At 42.0% G+C, this 13100-nt stretch carries 10 protein-coding genes; 6 read left to right on the forward strand and 4 right to left on the reverse strand.

The genetic code is table 11. The annotated features are described in order from the left end of the window. The 4 genes from B4K26_RS10975 to cspE form a co-directional block, all read left to right on the forward strand. Positions 1-1686, forward strand: a 1686-nt coding sequence (locus B4K26_RS10975; RefSeq protein WP_296245522.1) for a nuclease-related domain-containing protein, incomplete at its 5' end; no start/stop codon positions are given. 44 nt (positions 1687-1730) lie between these two features. Further along, the gene (locus B4K26_RS10980) at positions 1731-3026 is read left to right on the forward strand and encodes a VWA domain-containing protein (protein WP_296245523.1); all 1296 of its coding nucleotides are present in this window, start codon (positions 1731-1733) and stop codon (positions 3024-3026) included. A gap of 219 nt (positions 3027-3245) precedes the next feature. Beyond that, positions 3246-3668 carry a YbaN family protein gene (locus tag B4K26_RS10985; protein ID WP_296245525.1) on the forward strand — a complete coding sequence of 141 codons (423 nt, stop codon included), beginning with the start codon at positions 3246-3248 and terminating at the stop codon, positions 3666-3668. Between the two features lie 287 nt (positions 3669-3955). Beyond that, entirely contained in the window at positions 3956-4165 is a 210-nt protein-coding gene (gene cspE, locus B4K26_RS10990; protein WP_068403593.1) for a transcription antiterminator/RNA stability regulator CspE, read from the forward strand. A 217-nt stretch (positions 4166-4382) separates the two neighbouring features. Here cspE and B4K26_RS10995 read toward each other — a convergent pair whose 3' ends face one another. After that, positions 4383-5465 carry a YeiH family protein gene (locus tag B4K26_RS10995; protein WP_296245526.1) on the reverse strand — a complete coding sequence of 361 codons (1083 nt, stop codon included), beginning with the start codon at positions 5463-5465 and terminating at the stop codon, positions 4383-4385. Positions 5466-5666: 201 nt separating this feature from the next. Here B4K26_RS10995 and B4K26_RS11000 point away from each other — a divergent pair, with 201 nt between their 5' ends. After that, the gene (locus tag B4K26_RS11000; protein WP_296245528.1) at positions 5667-6605 is read left to right on the forward strand and encodes a LysR substrate-binding domain-containing protein; all 939 of its coding nucleotides are present in this window, start codon (positions 5667-5669) and stop codon (positions 6603-6605) included. A 129-nt stretch (positions 6606-6734) separates the two neighbouring features. On the opposite strand, the gene B4K26_RS11005 is transcribed toward B4K26_RS11000, so the two are convergent. After that, a complete protein-coding gene (locus B4K26_RS11005; RefSeq protein ID WP_296245529.1) occupies positions 6735-7196 on the reverse strand; it encodes a universal stress protein in 462 nt (153 codons plus the stop codon). A gap of 391 nt (positions 7197-7587) precedes the next feature. Here B4K26_RS11005 and B4K26_RS11010 point away from each other — a divergent pair, with 391 nt between their 5' ends. Then, entirely contained in the window at positions 7588-10653 is a 3066-nt protein-coding gene (locus tag B4K26_RS11010; RefSeq protein WP_296245531.1) for an insulinase family protein, read from the forward strand. 111 nt (positions 10654-10764) lie between these two features. Here B4K26_RS11010 and B4K26_RS11015 read toward each other — a convergent pair whose 3' ends face one another. Together B4K26_RS11015 and B4K26_RS11020 are read right to left on the reverse strand one after the other, a co-directional pair. After that, complete coding sequence (locus B4K26_RS11015) at positions 10765-12087, reverse strand: serine hydrolase domain-containing protein (protein ID WP_296245532.1); 1323 nt, start codon at positions 12085-12087, stop codon at positions 10765-10767. A gap of 153 nt (positions 12088-12240) precedes the next feature. Beyond that, the gene (locus tag B4K26_RS11020) at positions 12241-12804 is read right to left on the reverse strand and encodes an NUDIX hydrolase (protein ID WP_296245533.1); all 564 of its coding nucleotides are present in this window, start codon (positions 12802-12804) and stop codon (positions 12241-12243) included. Positions 12805-13100 lie beyond the last annotated feature (296 nt).

Genomic DNA, 13100 nt, shown 5'->3' on the forward strand with positions numbered 1-13100 from the left:
TTTTATTTTGAACTGACTATAATAAATAACAAAGGCTATTCTATAGATGAGTTATTTGAAGTAGTTAATGCAGTTAGAAGCTTGCAACTAGATAAGATGAATCAAGCTCTACCTGAAATGCTAAAGAAGCATCCAAGAGATTGGACTTATCTTGATGCTCATATTTTCTCGGTTGAAGAAGTCGTACTAAAATTAAAATCAAGTTTTGAAATAGCTACTGTTAGAAAAATAATAGAGTCATTTGTTAGTAATGAGAATTATAGTTTCAGCGCTCTTGATGACTTTAATCAAAAAAATGCCTTTCCAATAATACAAATATACGAAGATCAATATATTTTGTTTCAAAGCTATAGTTTATTTGAAGCCTTGTATGAATCTCCCTTTTTTTGGTTTATTAATGATAAAAACTACCGTAATCAAGCAATGACTAATAGAGGGAAATTTACAGAAGAGTTTTCTGCTGCAAGATTGTCCTTAGTTTTCGAAAATAGTAGAGTTTTTCCAAATGTAATTATAACGAACGCGAAAGGTGATATTTTAGGAGAAATCGATGTATTGGTTATGTTTGCTGATAGAGCAATAGCTGTACAGGCTAAGTCTAAAAAACTGACTATTACTTCACGCAAAGGTAATGACCAAAGTCTTCAAGATGACTTCAAGAAAGCGGTACAAGATGCTTATGATCAAGCATATTCCTGTTCTAATTTACTCTTAAGTGACGATAGTATTCTTATAGATGAACAGGGAAGCCAAATTGATGTATCTAATATACTATTCAAAGAAATATATCCTATTTGTATTGTTTCTGATCATTATCCAGCCTTGTTTTTTCAGTCAAGAAACTTTTTAAAGTATAAAGTGACAGATGTCATAAAGTCACCATTTGTCATGGACGTTTTTTGTTTAGATGTTCTAACTGAAATGCTAAAAACCCCCTTATATTTTTTGAGCTATCTCCAGCGTAGAACTGATTATGCGGAAAAACTATTGGCATCACATGAGCTAACTATACTCGCATATCACTTGAAAAATAATTTATGGTTTGATAGTAATTTCTCTATGATTCATTTTCATGATGACTTCAGTGCTGAACTTGATTTAGCTATGTTATCAAGAAGGGATGGCTTGAATGGAAAAGACACCTTTGAAGGTATACTTACTAAATATGCAGGTACCAATATTGATGGCATGATCAAGCAAGTTGAAAGGCGTAATGATTCGAGAATTATTGATTTTGGTTTGCAACTTCTTAAATTAAGCGAAAATACAATATTTGAAATAAATGAAGCCATAGAAGAGTTGTGCAGAAGATCAAATCACGACGGAAAAAATCACGATTTAACAATGGGTTTTGATAATGATGGTTTAACGATACATTGCAATAATGATGAATTATCAGAGGCCAGCCGGACACTTAAATCACATGCAGAACTAAGAAAGTATTACTGTAAAGTTCCAGAGTGGCACGGTATATGTATCGATCCGCAAACAAAAAAAATCAGATTCGGTATTAATTTAAATCATGAGTGGCAGTTTTCAGAAAAAATGGAGAATAAGTTATCTACAATGGCTAAGCCATCAGGTCAAATTAATTTGAAAACTAAAGTTAAACCTCCGAAAGTGGGTGTTAATGATGACTGCCCTTGTGGAAGTGGTAAGAAATACAAAAAATGTTGCCGATCTTAAAAATTTAAGCCATTATTTTCTCAAATTATTGTGTAAGGAACACCATGAACCATCTCACCGTCGGACAACGCGCGCCGCTAAGCAACCTTGCTATTGATGACAGCGCACCAATTACGCTTAAGTTTACCCGTCAAAGCCCAATAGAGATGGACATCAGCTGCTTTGCCTTAGACGCAGCGGGCAAACTGGTCAATGATGATTACATGGTGTTTTATAATCAGCCAGCCTCGCCATGTGGGCAAATCAAGCTCACCCATTACGAGTCGCAGCCAACAGCGAATAAAGGCATTCAAGCCGAGTTTGAGGTTAATTTATCCAAACTGGCTACGAATATAGACAGCTTATTTTTTGTGTTATCAGCCGATACCCCGCTCAATCAAATTCAATCGTTAGAGATTGGCATTTGGCAGCAATCGCAAAAAGTGCAGGTAGAGTATCAAGCAGCAGGCTTTGCCCAGCAGCAAGCCAGTATGCTGATGCAGTTGTATCGTAAGAGCGACGTTTGGCGAGTATCTAATGTGGCACAAGGCTTTAATGGTGGACTTGCCGCCATCGTGCAGCATTTCGGTGGCGAGGTAGAAGATGGCAGCTCGCAAGCAGTAGAGGCGACCACAACGCCAGTGCAAACAAAACCATCGCTCGAAAAGGTCATGCTAGAAAAAGCACCAAAACTGGTCAATCTGGCCAAAAAAGCCACGATCTCGCTAGAAAAGCGTCAATTACAACAGCTAACTGCTAAAGTCGCTTTAGTATTAGACGCGACAGGTTCGATGAATCGCCAGTATAAACAAGGTCGCGTACAAGAAGTCGTTAATCGTTTATTACCCTTAGCAGTCAGCTTCGATGATGACCAAGCGTTAGACTGCTGGACATTCGGTGAGCATTGTTCTTATTTAGGTGAGGTCGGACTCAATAATTACACCGATTTTATTGATACTGTACAAGGTGGGTGGCGCAAATGGGAGCTAGGCGCACGTACCAATAACGAAGCGGGCGTAATGAAAGCAGTCACTGACTTTTATAAAAAGGACGGACTTGACGTTCCGGTTTACGTTTTATTTATCAGCGATGGCGGCGTCCGAGATACGCGCGGTATTACTGACATCATGATTAGAGCAGCAAAGCTTCCCATCTTTTGGCAATTCGTTGGTTTAGGCGGTCGTAGCTACGGCATCCTAAAAAAGCTAGATGATATGACAGGCCGACTACTTGATAATTGCAGCTTTTTTGAGCTGGACGATTTAGATGATGTTAGCGAAGAAGCCTTATATGAAAATATGCTAGAAGAGTTTCCAAGCTGGCTCAAAGAAGCACGTGAGATCGGATTGATAGCGAAATAAATAAATTAGAATAGTATCTTCAATAATAAGACTGTTCATAGTCTAGCTGTAGCGGTTTTTCAGTACTAAAAATTCAGTCAAAGATTGTGAACTCACTTACCCAACATCTAACCAAACATACCTATTAATAGCAAAAACCTTGCAAAAGTAGCCTTGTACCGTTTCGAGTGATATTGCATGCTTAACCTCTAATAAATACCAGCCAACGACGCCTTTTATATGACTCAACCAAAAAAAGCTTTTTATTATCGACCAAAGACGAATCAGCACAGTAGCCCAGCGGTGCGTTGGGCATTTTTGATATTTGGTTGGATATTTTTTGTCTTGGGAATTATTGGAGCTTTGCTACCCGTGATGCCAACCGCGCCTTTTATCTTATTAGCAGCAGGTTGCTGGGCACGAAGCTCACGACGTTTTCATTTTTGGCTGATTAATCATAAGTATTTTGGTAAGTTTGTTCGCGATTGGGAAGAGCGCCGCGCTGTTCCGCTGTATGCCAAGTGGTTAGCGACGATTATGATGTCTGTATCTACGGCGATGTTATTTTATCGGTTGCCAGCCGATATGCTATGGGTAGCGTGGCTAGTTGCATTGGTATGTAGTAGCGTCGCTATATATTTATTTCGTTTGCCAAATGCCTAGACTTAGCGTTTAAATGCTTAAAAGATTTGTTAAATGTCTAAAAATAAAGCAAATAAGCGCAAAAAATAGCCAATAATTGCGCTTTGTTACACTAAAGATAAGATAAGGCTTGCGATACTGCGCTAGGCCACCTATAATACCTCCAAGCTTAAGAGCAGTTCTGCACCAAATCATTACCTCGTAGTATTAGTTATAATCCTTCGTTTTAATATTTATCGTTCAGTAGCTATTTGCAAGCGTTATCGGCCAATTAGGCCAAAAATAAATTAAATATCAGGGTTATGACTATGTCAGACGTTCAAAAAGGTACAGTTAAGTGGTTCAACGAAGCTAAAGGCTTTGGTTTCATCGCTCCAGAAAACGGCGCAGACGTTTTTGCTCATTACAGCGAAATCACTGGTTCAGGTTTCAAAACTTTGGCTGAAGGCCAAGAAGTTGAGTTCACTGTAACTCAAGGCCAAAAAGGCCCACAAGCACATAACATCGTTGCTATCTAATTTGTCTTTCTAGACAATTAGAGCAAGATGAATAAAGAAACGAGCCTTCGGGTTCGTTTTTTTTTCGTCTGACTTTTAATAGCAAGCATTTGGTATTAATAAACAAACCACACGTCTCTATAATGCAAAAGCCTACGAACTATAGCAGTCGTAGGCTTTTTTAATGTTATTTAAAGCTAAGTTAGATTGTTTGATAGGTGTGAAGTTGCTCAATTACTTAAAGAGAGCTAATACCAATATTAATCAAACCACCACCGACGATCAACCAAGTAAACATAATCGCCCCAAGTATCAGCGGTTTTACCCCAGCTTGTTTAATAGCGCTCATATGTGTGGTCAAACCAAGGGCAAACATCGCCATCGTTAATAAGACATCATCTAGTATGACCATGCTATGCTCAAAGCTTGCCGTCATCGGTATCCAAGTATGTAGTAGTACCACTAAAATAAAAATAAAAGCAAACCAAGGAACTTTGACTTGTTGCACGCGATTCATCAATGAAGGCTTTTCACCATTATCGGTACTGGTCTTAGTCAAGGCGAACGATAAAATCAATAAGAAAGGGGCGAGCATCATGACGCGAATCATCTTGGTTATGACCGCTGTATTACCAACATCGGTGCTAACGGCGTTACCAGCGACCACGACTTGCGCGACTTCATGAATGGTTGAGCCCGTATATATGCCGTATTGCTGCGCGTTTAGCCAAGGTTGCAACCAACCAAGCTGATACAAAAATGGATAGAGCAGCATGGCAATCGTGCCAAATACGACTACCGTGGCGACGGCGATGGTGACTTTATGCGCTTCGGCTTTAACCACGGGTTCTGCTGCAATCACTGCCGCTGCGCCACAAATACTTGCTCCTGATCCAATCAATAACGTTGTTTGCTTATCAACTTTGAGCCATTTTGTGCCAAGCCAATAGGTGATTAAAAATGTCGAGGTCAGTACCAGTGCATCCGTCATTACTGCTGGCATACCAACGCTTGCGACTTGGGTTAAAGTCAGTTTAAAACCGTAGAAAATAATGGCAAGGCGCAAGATTTGACCTTTAGCAAAACCAACACCGGCGCTTAATTGATCAGAAAAATTGGGATAAACCGTATTACCAATTACCATGCCAAGTAAAATTGCCAACGTCAAAGAGGATAGGCCAACAATGCGTCCATTTGACCATGTGTCTAGGCTGATATTTAACCATAAACAAAACAAGCTCCCAATCAGCACGACGATAAGCCCCATTATATGACGGTTATGCGGGCAGTAATGATTCATAGATTGGGTTAAAGTGTTCATAGCGTACACATCCTATTCTTTCTATTTGATAATCTAAATAAGCATAAGCTTATGACTAGACAGTATAAGGCAAGTCAATTTATAATAAAAACAGATTAATAAGATATAAACTATCGATTTTTTAGGTTGATAAGTTGTTGTAGGCTAGGTCGTGTCCTAATTAGTTGAAGATAAAAGGCTGGTGAAAGAGGTGATCCAATCATGAAAAAAGTTATGCAGCTGCTACCGAGGATTACCCTTAAGCAGCTATCGGTGTTTGTCAGTATTTACCAAACTGGTAGTACCAGCCGAGCCAGTGAGGAGCTGCATCTATCACAGTCAGCGGTCAGTAGCGCACTCGCTGAGCTGGAGTCAAGGTTGCAGATGCCATTGTTTGAGCGCGTCGGCCGCAGGCTCAATCAACATCCAAACGCTCATCCTATTTATATTCAGGCGCAAGCGATTTTGGGTCAGGCTTTGGCCCTAGAGCATTATCATAAGCATCAAGCGGGGCAAATCCATATTGGCGCTAGCACGACTATCGGCAATTACGTGCTACCACCGCTACTTGCTAAATTATACGCGGCACTACCGGATGCCCATATCGATATGTATATTGCCAATACCCAAGAAGTGGTCGGTGAAGTTGAGCAATTAAATATTGATATTGCTCTGGTCGAGGGTATGCCACGCCCGATGGATATGAAGGTGATTGAGCAGCGAGCTTGGCGCACCGATACCTTGATGGTATTTGCTAAATCTAATAGCAAATGGTTGGCTGACATGACCTATAACGAGAAAGAAAGTTGTTATGAGCTCAGCACGGAACAACTGGCAAGGCTACCGCTATTGGTTCGAGAGGCGGGTTCGGGGACACGGCAAATCATTGATGAGCAACTATTACAGTACCTGCCGAATGCCGAGATTGTTATGGCGATTCAGCAGTCAGAAGCCATTAAGCATATGGTCAGCGCCGATATTGGGCTTGGCTGTTTGTCGCAGTATGTCATTCAAGCAGAATTAGAGAAAGGGTCGCTAGTTCAGGTCAAAGTAGAAGGAATAGATTTATCGCGAACGTGGTGGTTAGTCTGGCATAAATCTCGCCATCAAAGCCCCATTTGGCAAAGCTTTATTGATATTTTAAGAGAGGATTCACGTTAGCAATACGTGTAAAATTATTGGTGAGAATATTTACTATTTTGATAAATAATAAAAAAGCGCAATGTCAACAATGCGCTTTTTTTAATAGTTTTGAATAACTTGAGATCGATATTAAGTCTGCTCTTAAACTTATCTATTAACTGGTTTATCCAGTCGAACCACTAAGCTGTCACAGGGCACATTTGGCAATATATTATCCGCCGTCGCGCCACTTAGCCAAGCAGCAATCCCATGACGCTCATGACGACCGATGACCAACAAATCCACCTCATGTTTGTGGCAGTAATTGACGATACCTTCGCTGTTTGAGATGGCAGTGGTCACTTCAGAATTGACCGCATGCAAGTTGTTACGATCCAAAAACTGCGCCAGTTTGGCACGTGCTTCTTGGCAGCGTTCATCATCAATCTCATCGTATAAACTTGACGCAGGCACCAGCTCGTAGCCAAAGCCAACCATAGTATCTCTTACGATATGTAATACCGATAGCTTGGCGTTAGGGCGATTTTCGACGATACGTTTGGCCTTTTGGGCGACTACATCAGCATCGGACATCAAGTCGGTAACCAATAAAATATGTTCGTAACTCATGATCGGCTCCTTATAACAGATGATTTTAACTATAGCACTACTACTGACTACTGTTAAGTGTACTTTGTTAATTCCACATTATCTTTATGTTCCACACTACCTTTATGTTCCACGCTACCTTTATATATAGCCACTTTTATCCTTGTCATGTCTTGACTTATCAAGTTCTCAGCCCCATCTAATGTCGTTAGGCAAATTCTTTTTAGCTGATAACTGCCATTCTATTTAAAGATTACCCAGACATTTTTTATAACGCTGCTATTTTTATACAAACGAATTTCATAAATATAAATCTTACCAATTTTGATTGCTTATCCTGAGATGCTTTATTAGTTAACGATCACATGAGCGCTTGACGAAGAAGCTATCAAGATAATCTATAAGGAAAATTATGACAGACACGCTATTTACCGCTGATTTAACCCTGCATCCAGCGTTTGAGCTGCTTGAGCATCGCCATATTGAGGCATTATCAATGGATGTGCTGATAAGCCAGCATGTCAAAACAGGCGCGATGCATTATCATTTGGCGCATCCAAGTGATGAAAATGCCTTTTTGGTCGGTTTTCGCACCCAACCGATGGACTCAAAAGGGGAAGCGCATATTTTAGAGCACGTCGCATTGTGTGGTTCTAAGAAATTTCCTGTCCGTGATCCGTTTTTTTCGATGATTAAGCGTTCGCTAAATACCTTTATGAACGCGATGACAGCAGCCGATTGGACAGCCTATCCGTATGCCACGCAAAATAAAAATGACTATTTTAACTTGCTAGCCGTTTATCTTGACGCGTCATTTTTCCCTAATATCCATCCACTTGATTTTGCCCAAGAAGGTATTCGCGTTGAATTGGACGAAAACGATAAGCCGCAGTTTAAAGGTATCGTTTTTAATGAAATGAAAGGCGCTATGAGTGGCGAGATTGACCAGCTCTATCATACGGTTGCCCATCATTTATTTCCAACGACGACCTATCATTATAATTCGGGCGGTGATCCTGCGGATATTCCTGACTTGACCCACCATGAGTTGGTTGAATTTCATCAAAGCCATTATCATCCGTCAAACAGCGTGATTATGAGCTTTGGTAATATTCCCGTTGCTGAGACCCAAGCAAAAATCCATGAAGATGCCTTGATTCAGTTTGAAGCCGGCAAAAAACACGTGTCGCGTCCAGAAAAGCGTCTATCTGCACCAATCAGCGCGGTCGACACTTATACGGCTGACGAAGCAGGGCCGGATCAAACTCACCATGTGGTTGCGTGGTTGTTGCCGTCGATTACCGATCCAAAGCAGCGTTTGGCGCTGCGTCTATTAGAAGGCGTATTGGTTGAACATGCTGGCTCGCCGCTACGGGCGTATTTAGATAGCCATCCACTTGGTAAAGCGCCAAGTCCGCTATTGGGACTTGATGACAGTCATTATGAAATGGTCTTTTATACCGGTCTTCGCGGTTCAAACCCTGAGCATGCCGAGGCGGTAGAGCAGGGCATTATGGACTTGCTGACCGAAGTTGCTAGCAAACCAATTGATGATGAAACCATCGAAACCATTTTGCATCAAATCGAGATTGATCAGCGTCATATCGGTGGTGATAGCATGCCGTATGGTCTGAATTTGATGCTAGAAGGCTTTAGCACAGCGATTCATGATGGCAATCCTATCGATGTTTGGGAAGTCGACGAGCATTTGCAATGGCTTCGTGAGCAAGTAAAAGACGAACAATGGCTACCGAACTTAATCAAAACCCATTTGCTCGATAATCAGCATCGTGTTCGCGTCACCTTAACACCTGACAGCGAAAAGTCTGCCCGTTTGGCAGCAGCCGAGCAAACCCGTCTTGATACCATTGCGATGGATTTGACCACTCACGATAAAGATATCTTAAAGCAGCAAGCGTTAGATTTGGCTGCGCGCCAAGCAGCGCCTGATGATTTAAGCTTATTGCCGAAAGTTGGTCTAGAAGACGTTCCAACCGACATTAGCTTTAAGCAAGGCTCACAAAAGCAGGTCAATTTAAGCGGGCAAGACAGCACCTTATTTGAATATGAAGCGGGCACCAATGGCTTGTATTATTATCAAGTGATTGTGCCGTTGACCGATGCGATTGGTCATCAGGACACAAGCGAGTTGCCGGTTAATGAGGTGATTAACCATCCATTATTGCCGATTTATCTAAGTTTATTGTCGGAGTTGGGAACCGATTCGCTAAGTGCCCATGAAATGCAAGCCAAGCAAGCGGCGCATTCATCAGGAGTGACGGCGCGTATCAGTCAGCGTACCAATATCTATGATAGCCAGTCGATTAGCAGCTACTTTGTCGTGGCAACGCGGGCGCTAAATCGTAAGCCTGAAGCAATTGATTTGCTCAAAGAAGTCATGGAGCACAGCGTCTTTAGTGAGCATGACCGTATTAAGGAAATCTTGCAGCAGCGAGCAGCTGGTTGGCAGTCAAACCTTGCAGGTTCTGGGCATTCATATGCGATGCAAACCGCCAGTCGCGGCATGAGCCGTCAAGCGCAGCTAGAGTATGTTCGCAGTGGTCTACCAGCATTAAACGCCCTAAAAGGCTTCTTAATCCATGATAGTAGCGATGATGCTCAGTGGGATAAATTGGCAACCAGTTTGATGGATTTACATCAACGTTTAATCAGTTTGCCAAAGCATGCGATTATCATCTGTGAAGCGGAGCAAACCGAACGTTTAAGTAATTTAATCGTTGATAGCTGGAAAGACAGCCAAGCGCCAAAAATTGCTGAAAAATTAAGCAATACTGAAATGGCTATTGAAGCAAGCATTCCAAGTGAGTTTGCCGAATTGCAACTTGAGGCGGCGCTCAATGGTGAAGATAAAGGCGCTCAATTAGAAGAAGTTGCTGTTGAAGATTTGGCATGGTTGGTTCCAACTAACGTCTATCACAATGCCAGCGCTTATACCGTTCCTGCGGCTGACCACCCTGATACCGCAGCTTTGATGGTGTTGGCGCCATATTTACGAAATGGCTACTTGCATAGCGCCATTCGTGAACGTGGCGGTGCTTATGGCGGCGGTGCGGGTTACGATGCCAATGCGTGCGCCTTTAAATTCTTTAGCTACCGTGATCCGCAGTGTGCTGAAACCTTTGCGCACTTCGACGCTAGTATCGAATGGTTATTAAATGAGCCACAAACCGATGAGCAATTAGAAGAAGCCATCTTAGGAATTATCTCAGGAATGGATAAACCTGGTTCTCCAGCAGGCGAGGCCATCAAAGCGTGCTTTGCCAATCTGCATCATCGCGGTGTAGAGTGGCAGCGCAAAATGCGCGCGGCAATATTGGCGGTGACCGTTGAGGATTTACAGCGCGTTGCTAAACAATATCTGCAAGGTCAAGACCATGTGCGGGCAGTACTGGCGCCGTATGATAAAGAAGAAGCCGTAAAAGAGCTTGGCTTTAACGTTTGTAAAATCAAAAGCTAAGCAATGAGATTCTAATAACTTAACTGATATATAAAAAATCGCCGCTTTCAATGTTTGAAGGCGGCGATTTTTATTTTAATTTATATTCGTACAGGATTATCTTTTAAAAATTTATTTTTTAATTAAGTAATTTGCAACCGCTCTATAAGCAGGTAATGAGGTCGGGTCAATTTTGCCGTTACTGGCTTCAGGGTACGAAGCGAAACGAACGATAACCATGTCGGCAGCTGGATCAACATAGATGGTTTGACCATGGACGCCGCGCGCCGCATAAATGGGTGTTGGATTATTAAACAACCACCACATACTTTTATAATTGCCGTTTTTTAGCTGGTCGTAACCCGCTTTGGCAAAGACATTTTTATCGCCGCCTGCTTCAATATTATCAACGACCGCGGCTGGGAATAAGCGTTGACCATTACTCTCGCCTTTATTAAGCATTAGGCTTCCGATTCGTGCCATGTCATGTAATCCTGCGCTGATTCCGCCGCCCGCAAACGGCGTACCTTTACTATCAACGGTCATATAAGCGCTTTGTTCAGCGCCGATTTTTTGCCAAATACGCTCTGAAAGCAAATCGTCAATTGCTTTGCCCGTCGTACGCGAGATAATCCAGCCAAGCGCATCGCTGTTAATGGTTCGATAATTGAACTCTGCGCCATGTTGACCTTTTTTCTTGACGGTTTGCAAGTACTCGAAGTAACCGTTAGGGCCAGTGTAGTCATCAGGTTTAGGTAGGGGGCTTGCGGCTTCGGAGTACTGCCAAATGTCAGAATCAGGGTCAGCATAGTCTTCACTATAATCAAGCGCTGTGGTCATATTCATGACTTGGCGAACGGTCGCATCACCAAAACCGCTGTTTTTTAATTCTGGGATAATGGTGCCAACCAAGGCACTATCATCGAGCTTACCTTCGGTGACGAGAATTTCGGCCAATAGCCCAGTCATTGATTTGGTCATCGACATCGCGGCATGATTACCCAATTCATTTAGGCAGCCGTTTTGGTGCTCATACACCACCTTACCATGATGCATAATCATGATACCGTCGGTATAGTTGGCGTCCAATGATTGCTTCCATGTCATAGGACTTTTACCGCCAGTAGGAGTAAAAGTGATAGCGTCGATATTTTTATCAAGATCATAATCAAGTTTGGACGGCGCACCGATACCGCGACTGACTTCGGTAGTCGGCATTAGCTCGCGAATATGACAAACCGTCCAGCGCAGTTTAGGAAAGCTAAAAAAATCTGAGGAAGGCTGAGCGATTAACTTGTCTTTAGGGGGTGGAAAACCTTGCATCCAGCCTAGGGTTTTTGGATCTGATTCTTTGGCAGTTAACGGAGCATCAGCTGCAAAGCTTGTGATACTGGTTAGACTCATAGCAATGACCATTGGCAGTAGTGGTAAAGAGCGTTGTAGAACAGTCAACATGATATTCTCGCAAATTGGCTTGAGTGGTGACTTTTAGGCAATAAAAAACCGTCGATGTAAATTTAGGATAATTCTTATCGACGGTTTTTACGATTTGTTTTTGTAATGTTGCTGTTCTATGTGATGAGTATTTATAAAAAATGAACCCTTTTATTAAAAGCGTTTAATAGCTTGGTCTTTACCAATCAACTCCTGGTGAATGGGAAATTGATTATGGCTATCGAAATGCTGACGGTCTTCAAAGTAACTTTTTAACGTTCTGCGAACGGCTTCAAAGGCGAGCTTATCCCATGGAATGTCTTCTTCAGCAAATAACGCACAATCCAAACTTTCTGAACCAATGCCATAAGCACCGTCTTTTAGCTCAGTAATATAGATACTGTAGATCTGCCCGATGTCAGGGATATCATATAAGCAATATAAATGTGGGTCAGTGACCACGGCCTCTGCTTCTTCAAAGCTTTCTCTCGCCGCACCTTCGGCCATGGTTTCACCATTTTCCATAAATCCCGCTGGCAGTGTCCATAAGCCATATTGCGGTTCAATCGCCCGGCGGCATAGCAGCACTCTGTTCTTATGCACCACGAGTGAGCCGCAAATTACCTTTGGGTTTTCGTAATGAATATAACCGCAATGGGGGCAAACCAAACGCGGCATATTATCTGTGGCTGGTATTTTGCGTTCTGCTTCATGACCGCATTGTAGACAATAGCGCATATCAACTGCCTTATGTAATATAAACGAGAGATGAGAAAAAGTTATCGGACTTTTAAGAATTATAATTCTTGTTTTATGACGTTCACTTACCAAAAGTTATATAGTCATAACGATTAGGCCTAAGATAACACAAATTCTCATGACACTGGCGATGATAATAAAAAGCCCACATTTTTACGCAATGGGTTTCTACTACAGTTGCGATTTGTAAATTTGTTATGGTTAAATCATCAATGCGCGTCACTATCAGGGCATTCCAGCCCAGCCCAGTCACATATAGTCAAGCCCACCTAAAA

Origin of the sequence: Psychrobacter sp. UBA6766 (genome assembly GCF_002453355.1) — a bacterium.
Lineage (GTDB): Bacteria > Pseudomonadota > Gammaproteobacteria > Pseudomonadales > Moraxellaceae > Psychrobacter.